The 22,868-nt window shown below is 65.5% G+C and carries 27 protein-coding genes and 1 pseudogene; 20 read left to right on the top strand and 8 right to left on the bottom strand.

Going from position 1 to position 22,868, the window contains the following annotated elements:
* Positions 1-152 precede the first annotated feature (152 nt).
* On the bottom strand, positions 153-323 hold the full coding sequence (locus NFV80_RS01595; protein ID WP_295325305.1) for a hypothetical protein: 171 nt from the start codon (positions 321-323) through the stop codon (positions 153-155).
* 60 nt (positions 324-383) lie between these two features.
* On the opposite strand from NFV80_RS01595, the gene NFV80_RS01590 reads away from it, so the two are divergent.
* Positions 384-704 carry an IS66 family insertion sequence element accessory protein TnpB gene (locus NFV80_RS01590; RefSeq protein WP_295325308.1) on the top strand — a complete coding sequence of 107 codons (321 nt, stop codon included), beginning with the start codon at positions 384-386 and terminating at the stop codon, positions 702-704.
* A 211-nt stretch (positions 705-915) separates the two neighbouring features.
* On the opposite strand, the gene NFV80_RS01585 is transcribed toward NFV80_RS01590, so the two are convergent.
* Positions 916-1,473 (bottom strand): hypothetical protein, encoded by a 558-nt coding sequence (locus NFV80_RS01585; protein WP_295325311.1) that lies wholly within the window; start codon positions 1,471-1,473, stop codon positions 916-918.
* A 231-nt stretch (positions 1,474-1,704) separates the two neighbouring features.
* On the opposite strand from NFV80_RS01585, the gene istA reads away from it, so the two are divergent.
* The 3 genes from istA (at position 1,705) to NFV80_RS01570 (ending at position 4,525) form a co-directional block, all read left to right on the top strand.
* Positions 1,705-2,751 (top strand): IS21 family transposase, encoded by a 1,047-nt coding sequence (gene istA, locus NFV80_RS01580; RefSeq protein ID WP_296757612.1) that lies wholly within the window; start codon positions 1,705-1,707, stop codon positions 2,749-2,751.
* Positions 2,748-3,491: an IS21-like element helper ATPase IstB gene (gene istB / locus NFV80_RS01575; protein WP_295325316.1), complete on the top strand. Its 744-nt coding sequence runs from the start codon at positions 2,748-2,750 to the stop codon at positions 3,489-3,491. Before istA ends, istB begins: the two co-directional genes overlap by 4 nt.
* 596 nt (positions 3,492-4,087) lie before the next feature.
* Positions 4,088-4,525, top strand: coding sequence for a hypothetical protein (locus tag NFV80_RS01570; protein WP_295325318.1), 438 nt, complete (start codon positions 4,088-4,090; stop codon positions 4,523-4,525).
* 81 nt (positions 4,526-4,606) lie between these two features.
* Here NFV80_RS01570 and nifA read toward each other — a convergent pair whose 3' ends face one another.
* Positions 4,607-6,187, bottom strand: coding sequence for a nif-specific transcriptional activator NifA (nifA, locus tag NFV80_RS01565; protein ID WP_295325320.1), 1,581 nt, complete (start codon positions 6,185-6,187; stop codon positions 4,607-4,609).
* Positions 6,184-7,743 carry a nitrogen fixation negative regulator NifL gene (gene nifL / locus NFV80_RS01560; protein ID WP_295325323.1) on the bottom strand — a complete coding sequence of 520 codons (1,560 nt, stop codon included), beginning with the start codon at positions 7,741-7,743 and terminating at the stop codon, positions 6,184-6,186. The genes nifA and nifL overlap by 4 nt, the downstream gene beginning before the upstream one ends.
* A gap of 343 nt (positions 7,744-8,086) precedes the next feature.
* Between nifL and rsxG the strand changes: the two genes are divergently transcribed.
* The 8 genes from rsxG to NFV80_RS01520 are packed head-to-tail and all read left to right on the top strand — an operon-like array spanning position 8,087 to position 13,871.
* Positions 8,087-8,686 carry an electron transport complex subunit RsxG gene (rsxG, locus tag NFV80_RS01555; protein ID WP_295325326.1) on the top strand — a complete coding sequence of 200 codons (600 nt, stop codon included), beginning with the start codon at positions 8,087-8,089 and terminating at the stop codon, positions 8,684-8,686.
* Position 8,687: 1 nt separating this feature from the next.
* Positions 8,688-9,362, top strand: coding sequence for an electron transport complex subunit E (locus NFV80_RS01550; protein WP_295325329.1), 675 nt, complete (start codon positions 8,688-8,690; stop codon positions 9,360-9,362).
* 15 nt (positions 9,363-9,377) lie between these two features.
* Positions 9,378-9,884 (top strand): SoxR reducing system RseC family protein, encoded by a 507-nt coding sequence (locus NFV80_RS01545; RefSeq protein ID WP_295325332.1) that lies wholly within the window; start codon positions 9,378-9,380, stop codon positions 9,882-9,884.
* Positions 9,881-10,462: an electron transport complex subunit RsxA gene (gene rsxA, locus NFV80_RS01540; protein WP_295325335.1), complete on the top strand. Its 582-nt coding sequence runs from the start codon at positions 9,881-9,883 to the stop codon at positions 10,460-10,462. The genes NFV80_RS01545 and rsxA overlap by 4 nt, the downstream gene beginning before the upstream one ends.
* Positions 10,463-10,472: 10 nt before the next feature.
* Complete coding sequence (locus NFV80_RS01535) at positions 10,473-11,000, top strand: RnfABCDGE type electron transport complex subunit B (protein WP_295325378.1); 528 nt, start codon at positions 10,473-10,475, stop codon at positions 10,998-11,000.
* 11 nt (positions 11,001-11,011) lie between these two features.
* Entirely contained in the window at positions 11,012-12,505 is a 1,494-nt protein-coding gene (gene rsxC / locus NFV80_RS01530; protein WP_295325338.1) for an electron transport complex subunit RsxC, read from the top strand.
* The gene (locus tag NFV80_RS01525) at positions 12,502-13,578 is read left to right on the top strand and encodes an RnfABCDGE type electron transport complex subunit D (RefSeq protein ID WP_295325341.1); all 1,077 of its coding nucleotides are present in this window, start codon (positions 12,502-12,504) and stop codon (positions 13,576-13,578) included. The genes rsxC and NFV80_RS01525 overlap by 4 nt, the downstream gene beginning before the upstream one ends.
* A 14-nt stretch (positions 13,579-13,592) precedes the next feature.
* Positions 13,593-13,871: an RnfH family protein gene (locus NFV80_RS01520; protein WP_295325344.1), complete on the top strand. Its 279-nt coding sequence runs from the start codon at positions 13,593-13,595 to the stop codon at positions 13,869-13,871.
* A 315-nt stretch (positions 13,872-14,186) separates the two neighbouring features.
* On the opposite strand, the gene nifM is transcribed toward NFV80_RS01520, so the two are convergent.
* From nifM to NFV80_RS01505, 3 genes are all read right to left on the bottom strand, one after another.
* Positions 14,187-15,071 (bottom strand): nitrogen fixation protein NifM, encoded by an 885-nt coding sequence (nifM, locus tag NFV80_RS01515; RefSeq protein ID WP_295325347.1) that lies wholly within the window; start codon positions 15,069-15,071, stop codon positions 14,187-14,189.
* A complete protein-coding gene (locus NFV80_RS01510; protein WP_366143387.1) occupies positions 15,037-15,399 on the bottom strand; it encodes a nitrogen fixation protein NifZ in 363 nt (120 codons plus the stop codon). The genes nifM and NFV80_RS01510 overlap by 35 nt, the downstream gene beginning before the upstream one ends.
* A gap of 94 nt (positions 15,400-15,493) precedes the next feature.
* Entirely contained in the window at positions 15,494-15,772 is a 279-nt protein-coding gene (locus NFV80_RS01505; RefSeq protein WP_296757625.1) for a nitrogenase-stabilizing/protective protein NifW, read from the bottom strand.
* Between NFV80_RS01505 and NFV80_RS01500 the strand changes: the two are divergent.
* The 8 genes and pseudogenes from NFV80_RS01500 to draG form a co-directional block, all read left to right on the top strand.
* Positions 15,763-16,139, top strand: a pseudogene (locus NFV80_RS01500) (helix-turn-helix domain-containing protein); the annotation flags it as partial. The gene NFV80_RS01505 and the pseudogene NFV80_RS01500 sit on opposite strands and share 10 nt — an antisense overlap.
* Before the next feature lie 203 nt (positions 16,140-16,342).
* Positions 16,343-17,860, top strand: a complete 1,518-nt coding sequence (gene nifB, locus NFV80_RS01495) for a nitrogenase cofactor biosynthesis protein NifB (RefSeq protein ID WP_296757606.1) — start codon at positions 16,343-16,345, stop codon at positions 17,858-17,860.
* A 10-nt stretch (positions 17,861-17,870) separates the two neighbouring features.
* The gene (locus NFV80_RS01490; protein ID WP_295325354.1) at positions 17,871-18,149 is read left to right on the top strand and encodes a 4Fe-4S dicluster domain-containing protein; all 279 of its coding nucleotides are present in this window, start codon (positions 17,871-17,873) and stop codon (positions 18,147-18,149) included.
* Positions 18,150-18,151: 2 nt separating this feature from the next.
* Positions 18,152-18,643, top strand: a complete 492-nt coding sequence (locus NFV80_RS01485) for an ArsC/Spx/MgsR family protein (protein WP_295325356.1) — start codon at positions 18,152-18,154, stop codon at positions 18,641-18,643.
* The gene (locus NFV80_RS01480) at positions 18,621-19,895 is read left to right on the top strand and encodes an FprA family A-type flavoprotein (RefSeq protein ID WP_295325358.1); all 1,275 of its coding nucleotides are present in this window, start codon (positions 18,621-18,623) and stop codon (positions 19,893-19,895) included. The genes NFV80_RS01485 and NFV80_RS01480 overlap by 23 nt, the downstream gene beginning before the upstream one ends.
* Positions 19,896-19,922: 27 nt before the next feature.
* Complete coding sequence (locus tag NFV80_RS01475; RefSeq protein ID WP_295325361.1) at positions 19,923-20,210, top strand: 2Fe-2S iron-sulfur cluster binding domain-containing protein; 288 nt, start codon at positions 19,923-19,925, stop codon at positions 20,208-20,210.
* Between the two features lie 39 nt (positions 20,211-20,249).
* On the top strand, positions 20,250-20,624 hold the full coding sequence (locus tag NFV80_RS01470) for a 2Fe-2S iron-sulfur cluster-binding protein (protein ID WP_034950897.1): 375 nt from the start codon (positions 20,250-20,252) through the stop codon (positions 20,622-20,624).
* The gene (gene draG / locus NFV80_RS01465; protein ID WP_295325368.1) at positions 20,621-21,532 is read left to right on the top strand and encodes an ADP-ribosyl-[dinitrogen reductase] hydrolase; all 912 of its coding nucleotides are present in this window, start codon (positions 20,621-20,623) and stop codon (positions 21,530-21,532) included. Before NFV80_RS01470 ends, draG begins: the two co-directional genes overlap by 4 nt.
* Before the next feature lie 15 nt (positions 21,533-21,547).
* On the opposite strand, the gene NFV80_RS01460 is transcribed toward draG, so the two are convergent.
* Complete coding sequence (locus NFV80_RS01460) at positions 21,548-22,405, bottom strand: SIR2 family protein (protein ID WP_295325371.1); 858 nt, start codon at positions 22,403-22,405, stop codon at positions 21,548-21,550.
* Positions 22,406-22,868 lie beyond the last annotated feature (463 nt).

Below are 22,868 nucleotides of genomic sequence, written 5' to 3'. Positions count from 1 at the left end.
ACCCGGCGCATAGTCCCCGGCTTGCGGCTTTGGTTCGAACACGTTGCCCGGCAGATCCTCGAGCACGTCACTCAGAGGGCTCTTGTTGCCCCTACGGGACGGAAGCATCGGCGCATCGAGCGCCAGCGCGTCCAGCTCCGTGCCTCAATAGGTTACTCCTTTTCGGATGCCGGCCTTTCGGACGCCTTCATCGGCACCCCCAGGATCAAGGAGCCCCCACGGGCTCTTGCTTCATCGACCTGCACCCCGTACGGTGCCCAGTCCTCGGCAGGCGCATCGTCGGCCGGCTCGCAGAGCATGCTGATCGTAAGCGTCCATCCCATCCACCTGTATTCCGCCCGAGAAGAGGAGCAGACTTTGGATTTTCGACCGAGGGCGGAGGGATGGAGAAAGCGGGAGAACGGGAAGCCTTGTGGCGACGGCATGTGGAAGCGTGGCGAGCGAGCGGCGGTACGCAGCAGGCGTACTGCGAGGCTCACGGATTGAAAGCTGCCTCGCTCAGCTACTGGCACCAGCGCCTGGCGAAGGAACGCGGAGCGGTCGTTGCTGCCGCAGCGCCGATGACCCTTGTTCCAGTCACGATCACGTCGGTGGTCCCCCACGCGAATCCGAGCCTCTTACTCCACAGCCCCGGCGGCTGGCGACTCGAATTCACCACGCTGCCCGCGATCGACTGGCTCCACGCCCTGTGCGCAGAGCGCTGATGACGGCGCCGCTGGGGCCCGCGCTCGATTCCGTCTGACTGGCCGTCGAAGCAGTGGACATGAGCCTGGGTATCGATGGTCTCTCCGCCCGCCCCCAGGCCAGTCTCGGGCGCTTTCCCTGTCGGATCTTCCCTCTGTGAGGAACCGCAATTGTCTTGCAGGTAACTGTTTATGTTGAAAAACGTGGCGTCGCTGCGCAAGTGGCGCCTGCCTACGCGGCGCGCTGGGTGGCTTTTGGCCTGAGCGGGAAAGAAAGACCCAGGGCAGCGAAGATTTTTGCCTGCTGCTCGTCCGGGCGTGGCAGGTAGAGGTGGGTTTGGCCGTGTCGGTCCGTGCTGTGAAGATAGGTCAGCCGTCCGAGGGCCACCAGGGCGTCGGCCGGGGTGAGGGCGGCACGATCCTCCGCGGTAGTCCCGAAGGCCTTGCGCAAACCGGCTTCCAAGTGGCAAGCGATCTTCAACGCAAGCATCGCCACAAGAACGTGCGCCCTGGCGCGCTCGGCCTTGCGCAGGAAGATCGGACGGATTTCCAGGAAACTGGTCTTCACGGTGCGGAAGTTGCGCTCGACTTTCTGCAGATCCCGGTAACGGGCGCCCACCGTTTGCGCATCCATCCACTCGGCCGGGACATCGGTTTCCAGGAGATAGCAGCCGTCCAGCAAGGCATCCGCTGCCTGGGCGTCTTCGTCGATGGCGCAGTGAATGACCCGTTCATTGAGCGTGAGCGTGACGAACGCGCTGAGCTTGTGGCGTTTGACCCAGCCCTGCAAGAGGGCCAGGCCACTCTGCGCGCTGGCGCGCTTCTAGTCTTTCACGAAAGCGTTACGTTCGGCGAGCTTCTCCTGCAACTGCTTCAGCTTGTTTGCTCGCCGCCGTTCCTGACCCATGTCAGCAGCGGATGTAAATTGACACATCGCAGCGGTTGAAAGTTGATACACCGAGTTGAGAAGATCGGCGATTTTTTTGGGGCGCCGGTCATTACGAGAGAGGTGTATGTGGAAATGGAGGTCTTGAGGAAGCATGGATTCAGTCTGCGGCGGATTGCGGTGGAAGTGGGGTGTGCGGTGAACACGGTACGCCGGCACTTGGCAGCGGGCGGGGTACCGCGGTATGAGCGACGCCAACGGCGGGAGAGGAAGCTGGCGCCGTTTGAAGGCTACCTGCGGGAGCGGCAGGCGGTGGCGTATCCGAAGTGGATTCCGGCGACGGTGTTGGCGCGGGAAATCGGCGGCCAGGGGTACCGGGGCGGAATGAGCCAGCTGCGCGCGTTCTTGCGCCCGCTGCGGCCGGCGGCGGACGACGATCCGGTGGTCCGATTCGAGACAGCGCCGGGCGACCAGAGGCAAGTGGACTGGGTGGAATGGCGCAAGGGCCGCGATCCCCTTTACGCCTTCTGCGCCACGTTGGGATACAGCCGGGCGAGCCACGTCGAATTCGTCACCGACATGCGGGTCGACACGCTGATCGAGTGCCACCAGCAGGCGTTTGTGGCCTTGGGCGGGGTACCCAGACGCCTGCTGTACGACAACATGAAGACCATCGTCCTCGAACGCGACGTCGGGGGTCCGGGCGAACACCGGTACCACAGCGGCTTTCCCGACTACGCGCGGCACTGCGGCTTCGGGATCCAGCTCTGTCGGCCCTATCGTGCGCGCACCAAGGGCAAGGTCGAGCGCTTCAACGGCTACCTGCGTCACTCCTTTTACGTGCCGCTCGTCACCAAGCTCAAGCAGGCCGGAGTGACGCAAGATGTGGTCACGGCCAACGCCGAAGTGCGGCGTTGGCTGCAGGTGGTGGCCAATGTCCGGACACACGGCACGACGCAGGAGAAACCTGCCGAGCGGCTGATAGAAGAGCGCGCCCATCTGCAGGCGGTGCCCCCCTGGCGAGGCGACATCGCCGCAGCGCGGCCTTCACCAGCGGCGCAACCGGTGCCCTCCGAGCGGCCGGTCGCGGTGATTGCGCGCCTCGAAGCGCCGACGCCACAGCAACCTCCATTGGCGGTCTATGAGCAACTGCTCGCAAAGTTGCAGGAGGTCCGCGCATGAACCTGCAACACGAACGACTGATCGGCCTGTGCGAGAGCCTGAACCTGCCCTTCATCGCGCAGGGGGACGCGGGGGCTGCGCAGGAGGCGGCGCGCAGCCAGACCGGCGACAGCGACTTCCTCGAAGCGCTCCTGAAAGCCGAAGTGGCGGGGCGGCAGATCCGCAAGCAGAGCCTGCTCACGCGCCTCGCCGGCTTCCCGGCGATCAAGACGCTCGATGAATTCGATTACGGTTTCGCCGCCGGCGTCAAGAATAGCCAGATCGACGAGCTGGCGGGACTGGGCTTCGTCGAGCGCCAGGAGAACGTGGTCCTGGTCGGTCCTTCCGGCGTTGGCAAGACGCATCTGGCGATCGCGCTGGGCTATAGGGCGGCCCAGACGGGAATCAAGACCCGCTTCACCACTGCCGCCGATCTCCTGCTGACCTTGTCGGTGGCGCACGCGCAAAACCAGCTCAAGGCCGTGATGCAGCGGGCGATTACCGCCTATCGCCTGCTCGTCATTGACGAAATCGGCTACCTGCCGATGAATCGCGAACAGGCCAACCTGTTCTTCCAGGTCATTGCGGCCCGCTACGAGAAGGGCAGCCTGATCGTCACCAGCAATCTCCCGTTCGGCCAGTGGGACGCGACCTTCGCGCAGGATGCCACGCTGACCGCGGCCCTTCTTGATCGGTTTCTGCACCATGCGCATATCGTGCCCATGGCCGGCGAAAGCTATCGCCTCAAGCACCAGCGTTAAGCAGGGACCGTTCCTGGAAAGCGGGCCATAGCCGTGGCAGTCTGAGGTCCGTGGCTGGGGGGGGGATCGAAGCACGGTGGCCCAGTGTCCTATTGGGCCCCACCCCTATCCCCGCCCCAGGGCGGGGAGTCCTCGCCGCCGGACGGGCTCGGGGGCAGGCCGCAACAAGCTGCGGCCCGCCCCGAGCCCGCCAGCGTCGCTACGTTGCCGTCGCCGTCAAGAGTACGCTCCGCCGGGCTTCGCCCGCTCTGGACTGCGCCGCCAACGCGCTTGGCGCACCCGAACGGAAGTGCCCCTACCACGCGTGACTCGGCATATCGCTTACTGGGTGGTGTATCAGTTCTTGGTCGCTGCTTACCCAAAAACTGTGTCAGTTTTCAATCGGTGTTGACACCTACCACTACCTGATGAATGTCCTCCAGCGCGTCGCCCGCCACCCCGCCGCCGAAGTCGCCCTGCTTACGCCACGCCTCTGGAAGCAACACTTCGCCCCCCAATCCCCTGCGCTCAGACCTCTACCGCATCCCCAGGTAGGCGACAAGCACGCCGGTAGGTTACCGGTTACCCTCTTCTCGGGCCTCCTACAGATGGATGGGATGGGCGCTTACATTGTGGGCGTCGCCCGCGCGGGTGCAAGGACGGCTTGGTTACCGATTACGCATGACCGGCAACAGTTTCAAAGTTTTCATGGTGTTTCTCCTAATTTCTGGTGGATGAGCGGAAGACGATTGGCTGCGGTGAACCTCAATACAATCAATCAAATTCATGCAGCAATCTTCATTGGCAGTTTCCGCGCCAAACAAAAGAAAATGGCAAAAACATGCAGTTTGAATTTTCCCCACACCAAAAAAATAGGTCGACCAACCTTTATTCGCTTATGGTTATATACAGATCGAGGCGATCGCGCCGACCTTGTCCATGTTCCGACGGCTTCCTCTCTTTCGTTGTTCGCGTTCGTCCGCCGACCATCGCCGCAGGGGATCTGGGCAGCAGGGCTCGCCTTTCCGATCCAGTCCGGAAAAAAAAAGCCATGACCGCTGCTCGTTCCCGGCCGCCCTCCCGCCTGCCGAAGGAGCGGAATTTGGTGCGCCACGGAGAGACGGGCACGCGCAGCGTCAGATTTGCTTCATTTCGATATTGAGGATTTGCACGCGGTAGGCGATCTGCCGCGGCGTCATGCCGAGCAGGCGGGCAGCACGTGCCTGCACCCAGCCAGCCTGTTCGAGTGCGGCGATCACGCGCTCGCGCTCGCTTTGCTCGCCGCTCGTCGAGGCACCGCCCCCCGCTTCGCGTGCGGCAACTCTCGGTGCCACCGGAGCGGCTCCTGTTGCCGACGTCGTCGAGCGCCGGGGGCCGCGCTCGCGCGGCTGGTCGATGCGAATCAGATCGGCGTCGATGTCGCCACTGTCGGACATGACGGCCGCTCGTTCCAGGCAGTTTTCCAGTTCGCGCACGTTGCCCGGCCAGTGGTGCTGCGCGAGACGCCTTTGCGCTGCCGGCGTGAGACGCAGTGGGCGGCGCTGGGCGCCGCCGAGACGATCGAGCAGGTGTTTCGCGATTTTCGGGAGATCTTCCAGTCGTTCGCGCAGCGGCGGCAGGAAGATCGGCATGACGTTGAGGCGATAGTAGAGGTCTTCCCGGAAGTCGCCGGCATCGACCGCAGTTTCCAGGTCGCGATGCGTTGCGGCAATCAGGCGTACGTCGAGCTTCAACGTGCGGTCGCCGCCGACCCGTTCCAGTTCGCCCTCCTGCAGCACTCGCAGCAGCTTGGCCTGAAAGGCCGGCGAGATTTCGCCGATCTCATCGAGAAACAGAGTTCCGCCATCGGCGATTTCGAAGCGACCCTTGCGCGAGTTCACGGCGCCCGTGAAGGCGCCCTTCTCGTGCCCGAACAGTTCCGACTCGAGCAGATTTTCGGGCAGCGAGGCGCAGTTGAGTCGCACGTAGGGTCCCCGCGCCCGTGGCGAATTGTGGTGAATCGCATTGGCCACCAGTTCCTTGCCGGTTCCAGTCTCGCCGCGGATGAGGACCGTCGTTGGCCACTTCGCGACCATTCGGATCTGGTCGAAGATGCGCAACATGGCAGCCGACTGCCCGGCCAGATCGGCTAGACCCGAGCGCTGGCGCGCGCCACGGCGCAAGGGATCGCGTGCCGCGGTGGCGCCCCGGTCCTCCGTTGCGGCGTCGCGTGAAAGCAGCACGTTCTGGGCGATCAGGTTGGCTACCAATTCGACAAAGTGCGCCCGTTCGGGCAGCAGGCCATCGTCGGGCGCGTCTGGTTGCACGGCAAGCACGCCCTGCAGCGTTCCCCACGCAGTGATAGGGACGGCGATGAAAGGCAGTTCGCGGTCATAGAAGCCGAGCCGGTCGAGGAACCGCGGGGCATCGCCGAGACGGGTCAGCGCGACGCTCTGGCGATCCTCGAGGATCGTTCCGAGCAGACCTTCGTCCGGCCGGTAGCGAACCGACTGGAAATCGTCGTAATCCAGTCCATGCACGGCGTGCACCACCAGATCGCCGACGGCGGTATCGACGACGCCGATCATTCCCCGGCTCAGGTGACCGGTGATCTCCAGCGCGCGCAAGACCTCGCGCAGGCTGTGATGCAAGTCGCGCGAGCGGGAGAGCACTTGCGAGACCCGCGTGAGGGTATCGTAATGCGAACGCAAGAGCGGCAGTGAAGGTGGTTCGGTCATGGTCGCGGGCGCAGCGGGAGAAAAACGCGAACGCGGCAGCCACGCACCGCGGCCGGCCCGATTTCGATGCAGCCGCCGTGGTCGGCTGCGACCTGCTGCGCCGACGACAGACCGGTGCCCAGATGCCCGCCGCCGCGCTTCGTCGTGTGGAACGGTTCGAAAACCTTGAGTTGCTGGGAACTCTCGATGCCGGGCCCGGAATCCTCGATCACCACTTCGATTCCGTCCGGACGAAGGCGGCTCGCCACGGTCATTTCGCGCTCGCGACAACCACGCACGTTCATCGCTTCGATGGCGTTGTCGATCAGCGCCTTGAACAGCGAGCGCAGCTTGTTCGGTGCGCCCTGCAGCGTCGACAGCATCGCCTGCGGTTTCCAGCTCACGCTGATGCCGGCGGCGAGAAGGCGGCCGGTCGACAGGTCGAGCACATCGCGCAGCAGCTCGTTGAGGTTGACCGGGCTGATCGCCTCGCGCGTCTCTCCGGGGATCATCGAACGCAGATCTTCGAGAGCTTGCTGCCCGGCCGCGATCGCTTCGCTGAGGGCTACCGACATCGGATCGTCTCCCCCCTTGCGCCGTGCCAGCATGCCGACCACGGAAGCCATCATGTTGAGCGGTCCCTCGATCCGGAAGGTGGCTGCTGCCAGACTCTCGCGCAGGGCGAGAACCCGATCCTCGTCGGCCATCACCGCCTGCAGGGCCGCGACGCGGACCTTCTCCTGCTGTGCCCGCAGGCTGGTGATTTCTTTCGCCACCAGCAGCAGGTAATCACGGCGGCGTCCGGCGAGGAAGGCATCGGCGGTGCTGTCGTCCTCGCGCACGCGGCTTCCGGAACACGAGAACCAGCGCGGCGGGTTGCCGCCGGGAGGATCGATCCGTACCTCGCGATCGAGAAAGACGTAGCCGGACGTGCGTCTCCCTTTTCCCGACTCGACTTCAAGGCTGGCGCGGATCGCCGACATCAGCATCGGCGCTGGCTCGGCCATCGCCAGGTCGGCCTGCAGCTTCTTGTACTCGTGGTTGTCGAGCACTACCCGGTCATCGACGTCGAGCAGGGCAATGACTACCGGCGCCGCGTCGACCACCGATTCGATCAGCGCCTTCTGGTTGCGGACCTGGTATTCCAGGCGATGGACTTCGGTGACGTCACGATGCATTCCGAGGTGGTTCAGGACTTCCCCATCCGCACCGACGATGGGCGAGATGTTGAGCTCGGCGAGGTACTTGCTGCCATCCTTGCGCCGATTGATCAGGCGGCCGCTCCACGCCTCGCCCCGCGAGATCGTTTCCCACAGCGATTGGTACAGGGCGGGCGGCATCGTCTTGTTGGAGAGGATCGACTGGTTGCGGCCGATCGCTTCTTCGCTCGCGAAGCCGGTGACGCGGGTGAACGCCGGGTTCACGTAGAGAATGTTGCCGCGTACGTCGGTGATCGAAATCGCCATGTCGGCCTGGCTGACGGTGTGTTGGAATACCTGCGGCGGAATGCTTGGCGCGCGCGTGTCCAGCATCTGCGGTTCGTCTGCCGCGACCGTCCTGAGTTGCTTGTTCGCCATCTCGTACCATCCCGAAAGCCGTTGCTCTTCGCGAACAGAGCAGATTCCATGCCGACCTTGATTTGGCGATGCTTTTGCCGACGGCTTGTCGTGTTTTGTAGCAATTGCAACATCGCCGGAGTGGCTGTCCGGCTTGGTCTGCGCTGCTCCAGCGGCCGAAAATCTTCCATCCTGGTGCGGCCTTACGGTTGCCGGCACGGCTTTGGTGTGCACCTGCAGCAAGCGTGGCACGAAATGTGCGAGACCTTGGGAGACGTATGGACCCGATGATCATGAAGCCTCGCGAAACATTTCCTTCCGGCAGGGCAGCCACGCCACCTGTGCCGCCGCCGGCGAGTCGCCGATGAAAGTGCGCATGCTGGTGCATGGTGCGATCCTTGGCGCCTTCTGCCTGGGATTCGGCATCGTTCTGGCGGTGCTCGACCGGGTTACCGCCGACGACATCGCCGCGCGCGCCCTCGAGGATCGCCAGAACTCGCTGAGTCAGGTGCTTGCCGGTGTCGGTCAGGACAACAATCCGGCGGTCGACACCGTGGTCGTGAAAAATGCCGAAGAGCGCGAAGTCGTTGCCTATCGTGCCCGTCTCCAGGGCAAGGTGACCGGCGTTGCCTACGAAATTTACGGTAGCGGCTACGCCGGCGAGATCCGGCTGATGATGGGCGTGGATGCCGATGGCCAGGTGCTTGGCGTACGCGCGCTGGCCCACCACGAAACTCCTGGTCTGGGCGACAAGATCGAGGAGAAGAAGAGCGACTGGATTCGTCGCTTCACCGGCCGGTCGCTGCTCGATCCGCTGCCGGAGCGCTGGAAGGTCAAGAAGGACGGCGGTTCGTTCGACCAGTTTGCCGGGGCGACGATCACCCCGCGCGCCGTGGTCGCCGCTGTCCGCGCCGGTCTCGAATTCTTTGCCGCGCACAAGGCGCGCCTGACGGAGACGAACTGAAATGGCAAATGCGTATGTGAAGATCGCCAGGGATGGCCTGTGGGACAACAACGGTGTTTTCAGCATGTTGCTCGGGATGTGCCCGACCATGGCGATGACCACCAGTGCTACCAATGGCTTCGGGATGGGACTGGCCACCGCCGCAGTGATGGCGGCGTCGAGTCTGCTGGTTGCCGCCGCGCGCAACGCGATTACCCAGGAGGTACGCATTCCCGTGTTCATCCTGATCGTCGCGGCGATGGTGACGCTGGTGGATCTGGCGATGAACGCCTGGATGCACGAGCTGTACAAAGTGCTCGGCCTGTTCATCCCGTTGATCGTCTCGAATTGCCTGCCGCTCGCACGGCTGGAAGCCTTCGCCGCCAAGGCGCCGATCGTTCCGGCGCTGGTCGACGGTCTGTGTATGGGAATCGGCTTCACCATCGCGCTCACCGCGATCGGTGCCGTGCGCGAAATTGCCGGCTCGGGGACCTTGTTCGCCGACGCATCGCTGCTGCTTGGGCCCTCGTTCCGGTTCATGGAACTGCGATTGCTGCCGGCGGACAGGGGAGTCTTGATGATGATTCTGCCGCCCGGAGGGTTTCTCGTCACCGGTTTCCTCGTCGTCGTCAAGCGCCTGCTCGACCTGCGTGCCGGCAAGGAGATTCAGATGTCCGGCGCACACGCGGTCGCCTGAAAAATGAACGAGCCAATGCCCGTGTGCAGTCCGGCAGAGCGGGGTGCCGTCGAAGGAATCGTCCACGTCGTCCGGGTCGATGACGAAGTCGTCTGGCTGCAACCCGAGCCGAGCACGAGCTGCGGTGGCTGTGCTGCCGTCGGACAATGCGGCAAGGGGATCGGCAGCCTGGCCAGACGCATCGAGGAGCGGCGCTTCGCGCTCGCCCATTCGCAACGACTCGAGGTGGGGGAACGGATCGTCGTCGGCGTCGCGCCACGGGCTTTGCTCCAGGCGGCGCTGATCGCCTACGGACTGCCGTTGGCGACGGCGCTCGCCGGCGCCGCGATCGCAGAGGTGTGGTTCGCGGGCGACCTCGCCAGCCTGGCCGCCGCCGCCGTCGGCCTCGCCCTTGGCGTCGTGATCGCCCGCTGCGCTGCCCGACGGCTGTTGGCCCGTGGCGACTTGGCGCCACGCTTCCTGCGGCGGGTGCCGCCCGGCGAGTCGCTTCAGCCATCGACCGGGGGAAAGGGCGGAGCATGAAAGAGTATGCCTTGATGATGATCGGCGCGGCGCTGGTCAACAACGTGATCCTCGCCCGTTTCCTCGGCCTGTGCTCGTTCATGGGGGTGACCACGCGCATCGATACGGCGGCCGGCATGGGACTCGCGACGACCTTTGTCATCACCGTTTCGTCGATGGCCGACTGGGCGGTACAGAACTACCTGCTGGCGCCCTTCGGGCTCGGCTTCCTGCGCACGGTGACCTTCATCCTGGTGATTGCGAGCGCCGTTCAATTCACCGAGCTGACGGTGCGCAAGGTTTCGCCGTCGCTGTTCCAGATGCTCGGCATTTACCTGCCTCTGATCACGACCAATTGCGCGGTGCTTGGCGTTGCCTTGCTGCTGGTCGAAAGTCGGCTGAGTTTCCTCGCCAGCGCACTGTTCGCCTTCGCCTCGTCTCTCGGTTACAGCCTGGTGATGGTGATCTTTGCCGGTCTGCGCGAGCGACTGGCGCTGGCAACGGTGCCGCGGCTGTTCGCCGGCCCGCCGATCGGTTTCATCGTTGCCAGCCTGCTGGCGATGGCGTTCATGGGTTTTTCCGGCATCAGTACCGGTTGAGAAGGAGAGCATCATGTTGGCAGTCGTCAGTCTGACCGCCCTCGGCATCGCCCTGGGCACCTTGCTCGGCGTCGCCGCGCGCTATCTGGCGGTCGAGGAAAACCCGCTCGAAGCCGAATTGCAGGCGCTCTTGCCCGGCTCGCAGTGCGGTCAGTGCGGCTTCGTCGGCTGTGCCCAGGCCGCGGCCGCACTGGCCCGTGGCGAAGCCTCGCCGACGCTCTGTCCGCCGGGGGGGCGCGCGGTCACCGAGGCGATTGCCGCCAAACTCGGGATCAGGATCGACCTCTCCGCGGTGCGCGATGACGGTCCCCTGCTCGCCGTCGTCGCCGAGGAGATCTGCACCGGTTGCTGCCGCTGCAGCAAGGTCTGCCCAACGGACGCGATCATCGGTGCTGCCAAGCAGATTCACAACATCATTCGCGAAGCGTGCACCGGCTGTGGTGCGTGTCTGGAACGCTGCCCGACCGAGGCCATCGGACTGATGCCGATGCCGGTCACCCTGCCGCACTGGATCTGGCCAAAGCCGGCCGTCGCCTGAAGGAATTCACCATGGGACTGATCGAACGTCTGTTTCGGGAGCCACGCTGGGGCGTACATCCCGACGACCACAAGCGCCCGGCCGCCGATGCCCCGTTGCGCGTTCTGCCGCGACCGGCGCGCGTCCATTTGCCGCTCCAGCAGCACGTCGGGGGGGCTGCGCGACCGGTGGTTCTGGTCGGACAGAAGGTCCTGAAAGGGCAACTGCTCGCGCAGTCGCAGGGCAACATCTCGGCGCCGATTCACGCTCCAGTTTCGGGAACCGTGACGGCCATCGGCGAAGTGACGGCCCCGCATCCCTCCGGGCTCGGCCTGGCGGCAATCACGGTGGAAGCCGACGGCGCCGACCGCTGGATCGAGACCGACCCGGTCGCCGATCCCTTTGCGCTGGCGCCCGAGGAGATCGCGCGGCGCACTGCCGCCGCCGGCGTTGTCGGTCTTGGCGGCGCGACCTTTCCGGCCGCGGTCAAGTTTGCGCTCGGCAGGCGGCTGTCGGTACGAACGTTGATCGTCAATGGCGGCGAGTGCGAGCCCTATCTATCGAGTGACGACCGCATCATGCGGGACTGCCCGGCGCAGGTGGTCGACGGCGCGCGCATCATCATGCATGCCATCGGTGCCGAGAGCGCGCTGGTCGGCATCGAGGACAACAAGCCGGAGGCGATCGCGGCGATGACCAGGGCCGCTGCAACCTACCCGGAAGTGAAGATTCGTCCGGTGCCCGCGCGTTACCCGATGGGTTCGGACAAGCAGTTGATCGAGACGCTGACCGGCAAGGAAGTGCCGGCCGACGCGCGCGCCGCCGAAGTCGGCGTGCTGGTACACAACGTCTCGACCTGTGCCGCCGTACATCGAGCGATCCGTCTCGGGCAGCCCCTGGTCGAGCGCATCGTGACCGTCAACGGTGGCGCGGTGACCCGGCCGGGGAATGTCCTCGCGCCGCTCGGCTGTCTGGTCGATGATCTGCTCGCCTGTTGCGGCGTCAAGGAAAAGCCGGCGCGGCTGCTTTTCGGTGGCCCGATGATGGGCACCCTGTTGCCGCATGGACGCGTGCCTCTGGTCAAGGGAGCCAGCGGAGTCCTGGCCTTCACCGCCGCGGAAACGGCCGTTCCTGCGACCGGTCCGTGCATCCGCTGCGGATCCTGCACCCGCGCCTGCCCGATGGGCTTGCTGCCGCTGGAAATGGCGGCGCACATTCGTGCAGGCGACCTCGACGGAGCCGTCGGCTATTCGCTCAGCGACTGCATTTCCTGCGGTTGCTGCGCCTACGTCTGTCCTTCGCACATTCCCCTGGTCCAGTACTTCAGCCACGCCAAGGGGGAATTGGCAGCGCGCGAGCGCGCCAGGCTGCGTACCGAGGCGGGCAGGCGGCTCGCCGAAGCGCGCCTCGCCCGTCTCGAGCGCGACGCGAAGGAGAAGGCCGAACTCGCGGCGCGGCGCCAGGCCGAGCGAGCGGCCGCCCGGGCTCGGGCCGGCGCCGCCAAACCCGCGGAACAAACGACATGATGCCAGGATCGAGCGAGCGGCCGGTGGCGGCGCCCTACGCAGCGACCGCGAACAGCGTGCGCCGCGTGATGACCTGGGTCATGGCCGCGCTGACGCCGGCCACCCTGTTCGGCTTCTGGCTGTACGGCTGGCCGGCGGTGTATCTCTGGATCGTCACCGTGGCTGCCGCGACGCTTGGCGAGGGTTTCTGCCTCCGTCTGATGCGGCGTGATGCGGGCCCGACACTCGGCGACGGTTCGGCGGTGCTGACCGGCTGGTTGCTCGCCGTGTCGCTGCCGCCGTGGGCGCCGTGGTGGATCGGCGCCTTCGGAGGACTGTTCTCGGTCATCGTCGGCAAGCAGGTGTTTGGCGGACTCGGGCAGAACCTGTTCAACCCGGCGATGGTCGGGCGAGTGGCGCTGCTGATCTCGTTTCCGGTGCAGATGACCGCCTGGGTGGCGCCGCTGCCGATGTTCTCGGTCTCCGCGCCAGGGCCGCTCACCGGCCTGATGATCACCTTCCACGGCATGCAGCCGGCTTTCGACGCGGTCGCCAGTGCGTCCCTGCTCGGCTTTGCCAAGACCGAAATGGCGCGCGGAATCGATCTCGCGCAGTCCCTGCTGCATGCGCCCGTGCCTTCGTGGTATGGCAGCCGGCCCGGCAGCCTCGGCGAGACTGCTTCCTGGCTGATTGTCGCCGGTGGCGCGGCGATGATCTGCCTGCGCATCATCAGCTGGCACATTCCGCTGGCGATGCTGTTGGGAATTGCCGTGCCGGCAGCCCTCCTGCATGCCGTCGACCCGGCATGCTATCTGGACGCCGGGACCCATCTGCTCTCCGGCGGGGCGATGCTCGGTGCGTTCTTCATTGCCACCGACTACGTCACCTCGCCCAACACGCCACGCGGACAGCTCGTCTTCGGCGCTGGCTGCGGGTTGCTCAGCTATGTCATTCGCACCTGGGCCGGCTACCCGGAGGGGGTGGCTTTTGCCGTGCTGCTGATGAACTCGCTGACGCCGGTGATCGACAGCTACTGCAGGCCGCGCATCTACGGACGCGATCGCCGCGGTGCTGCTCTCGAGCCAGAGAAATAAGCGGGAGAAGAAGCATGCAAATCGGAGTTGCCTACTCGGAAGCGGGCCAGCAACTATGGCTCACCATCGAAATGCCGGACGGGTCGAACGTGCGCGACGCGATTGTCCGCTCCGGCATTCTCCAGTCCTTTCCGACGATCGACCTGGAAACGCAGAAGGTGGGGGTTTTCGGTCGGCTGGTAAAGCCGGATACGGCGTTGCGGCCGGGGGACAGGGTCGAGATCTACCGCTCCATCACCTGCGATCCGCAAACCGTGCCACGCCGCGACAGTTGGCGCGACGACGACGAGTAGGCCGGCGCCGGCCGTCGTGCTGGCGTTGTCCGTCCTCGGCCGGCGGCCCACTCTCCCCGGTTCGCCAGGCAAGGCCGTGGTTCCCGCAAGGAGCAGCCCAGGATAGAGGATTCGACTGGCCAGTCCAGCATCCCTCCTGCCCTCATCGCCGAGGGAGACTGCCGGCATCGCATTCAGAACCGAGACCAACTCCGGAGGAATTTCCTCGGGGCGCATCTGCCGGGCAATCCGCAAGTGGTCCGGAAGGCATCTCGCGAGAAACCGGTTCGTCCGGCCGCGAAGCTTGCGCCGGTCGACTTCGCCCGCGAGACGATTTCAGGAGTCCTTGTCGGCCTGCGCTCGCTGGCGAAGGTCCTTGATCCAGGCTTTCTGACAACTGTCGCGTTGCTGCACTTCGAGATACTGGCGGATGCTGCCGCGGGCTTCGGCGAAGCTGAGAATTCGCTCGGGATCGATTGCCTCGCAGTAGATCAAGTGAAAGCCGAACCGGCTCTCGACCGCCTCGGACAGCGTTGCCTCGGCAAGGGCAAAGGCGACGGCATCGAGTTCCCGGTATAGCTGGCCGCGCGGTACCGTGCCGAGCAGCCCGCCGATGATCGCCGTCGGGCATGCCGGATGTTTCAACGCCTGTTCGGCGAAACGCTGCGGCTCCTTGACCAGACGGCCACGGATCGCCTCGATCCGGAGGTGGGCGACAGATGGCTCGCTGCCCGACAGCCGTTCGTTGATGGTCACCAGGATGTGCTGGAGTACGCGCGTATCCGCGCCGCGAAAGCGATCCTTGTGCCGGTGCCAAAAGATCTCGGTGTCTGTCTCGCTGACCGCCGTCGAGCTTGCCGCAACGGCTTCGAGAATCGCTTCGACGACCATGTCGCGCACCACGGCTTGCTGCAAAGACACGGGATTCAGGCCGACGCGCTCGAGGTCAGCGTGATACTCGTCATCGTTGCCATAGCGGCTGCGGACTTCCATCAGGCCGCTTTCGATCGACGCTTCCGGCAGCACGACGGCCGCGGTTTGCGGTGTCGCCAGAATCCGGGCTTCGATCCGTTGTTGTCGGCTGGCGACGCTGTTCACCCGTCGCCGTTCGTCGGGCGTCAGCGATTCCAGTGGTTTTCGGTACAGGCGTGCAGCCAGTTTCAGCGAGAAGTAGACCCTGTCCGGATCATTTACCGTGCTTCTCCCATTCTTCCAGTGCATGTTCCGGTACCAGCAGCGGCCTCCCCGGCAGGCAATCGAAATGGGTGGGATAGAAGACGCCTTGGGCACCCGTTTGTTCAAGATCGAGCACCTCGCCGCGACTGCTGGGCGGCACTCGCAACTCGCCGCGAATCGTCCGCGAGCGAGTCGCCCGGCCCTTCTGGTGGACTTTGAAGTGGCTGTCGATCCACGGTGCTTCGGCGGCGATCAACTCTTCTTCGCGGCAGCCGACGATGCGGCCCTCGTCGACGAAGTGCACCGAGTACACGATCTGGTCCTGCAGGAAAGTACCGACTTCGCGCACGTGCCCAATGCGGCGGCGCCGCACCAGCAGAGCGCCTGTCGCGAGGCGGTGGAAGGTGCCATCGTTGCGCACATTGCGCGTCAGGCCCAGCGTCGCCGTAGTCCCAGAGCCGTTGCGTTCAGTCGCTCAACGAGGACAGCGGGACGAGCGACGAGCCCTCGAGCCTGCGGAACACCGCGAAGACGCTTTCGGCCTGAGCGTTCGATTCGACGAAGTCGCAGTAGGCGCGCGCCAGCCAGCCACGGTAGGCTGCATGGTCCGGCACCTTGCCCGCTTTCTGTTTGGCGAGGCAATCGTAAGGGCGTTGCTGGATGTGCAGGCGATTGACCTGTACGACGCGGACGTCGTAAGGGATGCCGAAATAATCGAGGAATTCCTCTGCCGAGCCACTGGCCAGGCAACGTGCGCGAGCTGAAATCTGCCTCGAACGCGCCGCCGTGATGTCGGAAAGCGGCGAGATCGACACCGAGCTGATCCGTATCGACAAGGCACGCGAGCGCAGCAGCAGACGCCCGACTGGTATGGCGCCTGCTCCCCCGCCCGGTCACCCGGGCGGCAGCATCGCGCTGCCGGGCACCCGGGCAGTGGCTGGAGCCAGCGGCGACCGCGAGCACCTCGCCTAACCCAGCGAGCGCGAGCGAGTGATCGCGGCCCTCGAACGCGCCGGCTGGGTGCAGGCACGCGCCGCCCGCCTGCTCGGCATGACGCCGCGGCAGATCGCCTGCCGCGTGCAGATCGTCAACATCGAGATGAAGCAGATCTGATCTCGCACCCGGAGGATGGCAGCGCCAAGGCCAAGCAGGTCGCCGCAACCAGTCGTCAATCCGCCATTGTCGTGTTTGCGACATCGCTGTCGGATATGGACTAATGATTATTTGCAATGACTTAGGAGAAGCGGAGGGCCTGGCACGCCAGTTGCTTTACTGCTGATGTCTCGAAAGCCGAGAAATCACCAGGGAAGCTCGCCATGGATCTGCCTGTCGTCGAACCCTCGCCGCCCGCTGTCGCCGGCTGCAGCGCCGGTAGTTGCGGCTCCACGGTGCGCCAGATGGACGACCTGTCGGACGCCATCCGCGCCAGGGTGCAGGATCACCCCTGCTACTCGGAAGACGCCCATCACTACTTCGCCCGCATGCACGTCGCGGTGGCGCCGGCCTGCAACATCCAGTGTCATTACTGCAACCGCAAGTACGATTGTGCCAACGAGTCGCGGCCGGGTGTCGTTTCCGAGCTCCTGACGCCGGATCAGGCGGTCCGGAAGACTCTGGCGGTGGCGGCCACGATCCCGCAGATGAGCGTTCTCGGCATCGCCGGCCCCGGCGATCCGCTGGCCAACCCCAGGCGCACCTTCGAGACCTTTCGGCAATTGGCGCAGAAGGCGGCGGACATCAAGCTCTGCGTGTCGACCAACGGCCTCGTCTTGCCCGAATACGTCGAGGAGCTGACCCGCTACCACATCGACCACGTCACCATCACCATCAACTGTGTGGACCCCGCGGTCGGCGCCCGGATCTATCCGTGGATATTCTGGAAAAACCGGCGGGTCTTCGGCCACGAGGCGGCGGCGATCCTCATCGCGCAGCAGCAGAAGGGCCTGGAGATGCTGATCGCGCGCGGCATCCTGGTGAAAGTGAACTCGGTGCTGATTCCCGGCGTCAATGATGCCCATTTGCCGGAGGTGTCGAAGATCGTCAAGGCGAAGGGTGCCTTCCTGCACAACGTCATGCCCTTGATCGCCGAAGCCGGGCACGGCACCTTCTACGGGGTGATGGGCCAGCGCAGCCCGCAGCCGGCCGAACTCAAGGCCCTGCAGGATGCCTGCGCCGGCGACATGAACATGATGCGCCACTGCCGCCAGTGCCGCGCCGATGCGGTCGGCCTGCTCGGCGAGGATCGTGGCGCCGAGTTCACGCTCGACAAGATCGAGGCCATGGAGATCGACCACGAGGCGGCGAAAGTCGTGCGTGCCGAGCTGCGCGCGCAGATCGCGGCCGAACTGGCCGCAAAGCGCGCCAGAACGCAGGCGCCAGCTGCCGCGACAACACCGCAGGTGATCCGGATGCAGCCGCACGTCGCGAAATCGGCGCATCCGGTCGGCCGTTCGGTGCTGATGGCGGTGGCGGCGAAGAACGGGCTGGTCGCCGTGCACTTCGGGCACGCCAGGGAGTTCCTGGTATACGAAGCCTCGGCAGACGGCGCCCGCCTCGTCGGTCACCGCAAGGCGGCGTCCTATTGCGCCGGTGATGAGAGCTGTGGCGATGCCGAGGCGGTGCTGGCAGCGACGATCCGCGCGCTCGCCGATTGCGAAGTCGTGCTCTGTTCGCGCATCGGCTTTGAACCGTGGGGGCAACTGGAAGCGGCAGGAATTCACCCGAACGGCGATTACGCCATGCAACCGATCGAGGAGGCCGTCATGGCGGTGTGGAACGGGATGCTGGTCGCCGGCAAGTTGGCGATCGGACGGATCGCGGCTAAGTGCGCGTGAGGAGGCGAGCATGGCCCTCGAAATCATCGAAAGCTGCATCAATTGCTGGGCTTGCGAACCGCTCTGCCCGCAACAGGCCATTCAGGCGGCGACCCCGCACTTTCTGATCGACGCCGACAGATGCACGGAATGCAGCGGCGATTTTGCCGCGCCGCAGTGCGCCAGCATCTGCCCGATCGAAGGAGCGATCATCAACGAACTCGGCGAAGCACTGAACCCACCCGGTTCGCTGACCGGCATTCCGCCGGCGCGCTGGGCGGCGGCGCAGGCCGAGATTGCGGCGCGCTGAGCATGGCCGAGGTCATTTTCTACGAGAAGGCCGGCTGTGCCGCCAACGCCCGCCAGAAGGCCCTGCTGGTAGCCTCCGGGCACCAACTGGTGGTCCGCGACCTGCGCGGGCAGTTCTGGAGCAATGTGCGTCTGCTGGAATTCCTCGCCGGTCTGCCGGTCGCCCAGTGGTTCAACCCTGCAGCGCCGGCGATCAAGGAGGGAACCATCGTGCCCCACCAACTCGATGAACCGAGCGCGCTGGCGCTGTTGCGGCATGACCCCTTGCTGATCCGGCGGCCGCTGCTGCAGGTCGGCGAAGAACGGCGGGTGGGTTTCGACGTCGCGGCAATCGACGCCTGGATCGGCCTGCGCGAGCTGCCGGCCGGCGACCTCGAAGCATGCCGGCACAATCGCGGCGCGGTACGTACCTTCCATGTGCAGACGGCTGGAGGCGCCGCCTATCCCTGCCGCGTCGACGATCCACAGGTCGATGCGTCCCGCTGCCGACCTTGAGCGAGCGGTGTCCGTTGCGGCCGGGGTGCACTGGATCGGCGCCTTCGATGCCGATCTGCGCAGTTTCGACATCATCCTGCGCACCGCCAACGGCACCAGTTACAACGCCTATGCGGTGCGCGGCAGCGACGGTGTCGCCATCATCGACACGGTCAAGATCAATTTCTCCGAAACCTTCTTTCGCCGTCTGGAGTCGATCGCCGACTACGACGAAATCACCCATATCGTCCTCAACCACCTCGAACCCGATCATTCCGGTGCCCTGCCGGAACTGCTGCGGCGAGCACCCGGCGCGACGTTGCTGGTCTCGCCGCAGGCCCGCCTGATGTTGAAGGGACTGCTCGATCCGGCCGAGCTGGCGGGGCGGATCGCTTACGTGGGCACCGGCGATCATGCCGATCTCGGTGATCGGCAACTCGAATTCCTCAATACGCCGTATCTGCACTGGCCCGACACCCAATGCACCTGGCTGCCGGACGAAGGGGTCCTGTTCTCGGCCGATTTCCTCGGCTGCCACTACTGCGACAGCCGCCTGTTCAACGATGCGGTCGGCGACTTTCGCTTTTCCTTCGATTACTACTATGCGCACATCATGCGCCCCTTCCGTGCTTACGTGCGCACGGCGCTCGACCTGATCGAACCGCTGCCGCTGCGGATCATCGCTCCCGCGCACGGCCCGATCCTGCGTCGCGATCCACGCGACTATGTTGCCCGCTATCGTGCCTTTGCCGCTTCCGCCCTGCACGGCGCCGCGACCAAGAGCCTGCTGGTCTTCTACATCTCGGCCTACGGGGCCACGCGCCGGATGGCCGAAGCCGTGGCGGCCGGCGCCGAATCGGCGTCGGGCGCGACCGGCGAAGTGCGCGTCTCGCTTTACGATCTCGAAGGTGGCGACGCGCAGCCTTTCGTCGACCTGATCGAGGAAGCGGACGCCTTGCTCTTCGGCAGTCCGACGATCAACGGCGACGCGGTCAAGCCGGTGTGGGATCTCCTCTCGTCGCTGACCATGGTGGACGTCAAGGGCAAGTTCGCTGCCGCTTTCGGTTCCTACGGCTGGAGCGGCGAGGCGGTGCCAATGATCGAGGACCGCCTGCGCCGCCTCAAGCTGCGCGTTCCCCTGCCCGGCGTCAGGGCCCGCCTGACCCCAACCGGCGACGACTTTGCCGCCTGCCATGAGCTCGGTCGCGAGGTCGCCCTGCACCTGCTTGGTCGCGCGACGCCACGCAGCATCGACCTCTCCCAACTCGCCTGATTCCCCCTACTTATCGGAGTAAACCCCATGCCCAAGGCCAACATCACCTTTCAGGATATCGGCGTCACCGTCACCGTGCCGGCAGGCACCCGCCTGATCGAGGTCTCGGAGAAGGTCGGCGCGGGCATCACCTACGGCTGCCGCGAAGGCGAATGCTGTACCTGCCTGACGAGGATCGTCTCCGGCCATGAACACCTGGCCGAGCCATCGGTACTCGAACACCAGGTGCTGAGGGACAACCTCGCGCCGCGCCGACACCGTCTGGCCTGCCAGGCGCAGGTGCTGGGCGGCAGCATCATCGTCCAGCCAGCGTGAGCTTTCACCCCACCCCCGTCCATTCACCAGGAGCCTGCCATGCCCAACATCACCTTTTCCAGTCCGATGCACAAGGACAAGACCATTTACGCCGTCGCCGGCAGCCACACCCAGACGATCCTGAAGCTCGCCAAGGAGAACCATGTGCCGATCGACTTTTCGTGCGGTGACGGCGAGTGCGGCACCTGCCTGGTCAAGGTCAGCAGCGTCGACAAGAGCAGTCACAACAAGTACGGCCACATGGGCGGTCCGCTCAACGTGCGCGAGGTCGCGGTGCTCAAGGAGATGGGCAAGATCAAGCAGGCGCAAATCGAGCAGATGTACGTCGACGATCTGCCGCCGACCGAATGGCGCCTCGCCTGTCAGTACATCGTCCGCGACGAGGACATTCTGGTCGAGTACCCGAGCCGGTGACGCCGTCCCCGGCCACCGTCTCCAGCACGATCACGGCGCGAGCGGAGTCCGCCTATCTCGGACTGGCGCTCGGCGACGCGCTGGGGGCCACGGTCGAGTTCATGACGCCGCGCGAGATCGTCCATCACTTCGGCGTGCATCGCGGGATCGTCGGTGGCGGCTGGCTCAAGCTCAGGCCCGGCCAGGTGACCGACGACACGAGCATGTCGCTGGCTCTCGGCGATGCGATCCTGGCCAGCGGCGGCCGCGTCGACCCGCTCGCCTGTGCCGAGGCCTTCGATGACTGGATGCGGCGCAAGCCGGTCGATATCGGCAATACCGTCCGCCGCAACCTGCTCACCTTCCGACGGACTGGCGTACCCGCCGCGCCGGCTTCCGAGCACGACGCCGGCAACGGCGCCGCGATGCGCGTGCTGCCGGTGGCCCTGGCCACCTTCGGCCAGTCGCCAGCCGCCGTCTGCGCGGCCGTGCAGGCGCAGGCGCACGTGACCCACAACAACCTCGTTTCCGACGCGGTCTGTCAGTTCCTCGCCCTGGCCGTGCAGGATCTGCTGCGCGGTTGTTCGCTGGTGGAGACCCTCGGCCACCACCTGGGGTCCTTGCTGGCGGCACATCCCGCGCTGTCGTTCCGCGATCGCCCGCGCCGCGAGAACCCCAGCGGCTGGGTGGTCGAAACCCTGCAGGCCGTCCTGCAGGGACTGGTCGACGGCGGTGGTTTCGAGGACTGCCTGGTCGACGTCGTCAATCGCGGCGGCGACGCCGATACCACCGGTGCCATCGCCGGCATGCTCGCGGGTGCGCTGTACGGGCAGCAGGCCATTCCGAAACGCTGGCTCCAGGCCCTCGACGCCGGCGTCGCCGACCGCTGTCGCGCGCAGGCGCGCGCCCTGCTGCCGCTCGCCGCCTGAGCGCTTGCCGGGAGATCAGCCTGGCACGCCTTCGGCCAGCAGCGCCAGCGCATCGACTGCGACGATCTCGATGCCGATGCGCTGGCAGAAACGCCGCTCCTTGGCGTTCGGCTCGGCGATCAACGCCCAGCCGGCGGGCTCGACAGCGGCGTCATGGATCAGGTCGGCGAGGACCATGCGTTCGGTGTCACGATCGAGGCGCATGCCGAGCAGGAGATAGCGCCGGCCACGGCGACGCGCCTTGACGAACGACGGCACGGCGAAACCGCCCATCAGCTCGGTGATGTAGTCCACATAGTCGGCGTCGGAGGCGATGTAGCTCGGTTCCGGCAGCGGCGCGCCCATCGGCTTGAAGAGCAGCGGCAGCGTCGTATCGGCCTCCGCAGGCGAGATGGCGCGGTAACGGCCACCGTCCGAGGCATACAGCTTGAAGCGATAGTCGGTGCCGCCAAGGCGTGCGCAGCCAAGGACCAGCAGGTGCGGCGTCCCGACATAGGAATCGAGCAACTGCGTATCGCGGTTGATGTCGATTACGTAGGGTGGCCGCAGCGTCGCCAGCCACGCGTGCAGCGCCGCACGCGTCCAGCGCGTGGCGCCGTACGTGCTGTCGAGGAAGCGCGTGACGGCGTTCCTGCCGCGCCTGAGTTCGACGTTCATCGCCGCCCTGGGGAACTCGTACATCAGCTTCGGGGCCATCGGCCGTCCGCCATTCATCGCCAGGATCAGTTGCTCGCTGGTCGCGGGAATCGCCCGACCGTCGGCCAGCGAGGTCACATCGGCCAGCACGCCGGGCCCGAGATAGGGAACGATGCTGCCGTCGGCGAGGCCGGCTTGCCAGGCATCGAAAAGGTCGCTGGGGAGGATTGTCGACATTGTGCGTGCTCCGGGTGGGTTCCGCGTGTCCACGCAAGAAGCGCGCCCGCCGCGCCAGCCAGTCACCAAGGCCTGATCGGCTCCTGCGGCTATCGGGGTGTCGGTTTCGCGACAAAGCTCTTGTCAGTCCTGGCACGCCATTGCTCAGGGCGCGGACTGATCAGGCCATTGCAAGTCCCTTCGCTGGCAGGCTTGCCAGCATCGACCCGCTCGGCGGGCTGATCGGTCGCGTGCTCGGCCGCGCGCCACGGAGCGCCGATGCCCAGACTCGTCCAGCAAACGGTTCGGTTCGTGCCGGAACACCCTCTCGTTCTCTACGTTGCGGGGTCGGTGCCGTGGGACATTTCGGAGACACTTCATTCATCGGCCCGGGAGTGTCGCAGCGCCCGGGGGAGTCTAGCTGCTTGCGCGCTCCAGCCAGGACTTTACGCCAGCGTGCTCGCTGACCCTCTGGGCGAGGCGC

This window comes from Accumulibacter sp. (assembly GCF_023806565.1).
Taxonomy (GTDB): domain Bacteria; phylum Pseudomonadota; class Gammaproteobacteria; order Burkholderiales; family Rhodocyclaceae; genus Accumulibacter.
The sequence above is the reverse complement of the archived record's forward strand: the minus strand, read 5'-3'. Positions and strand labels throughout refer to the sequence as shown.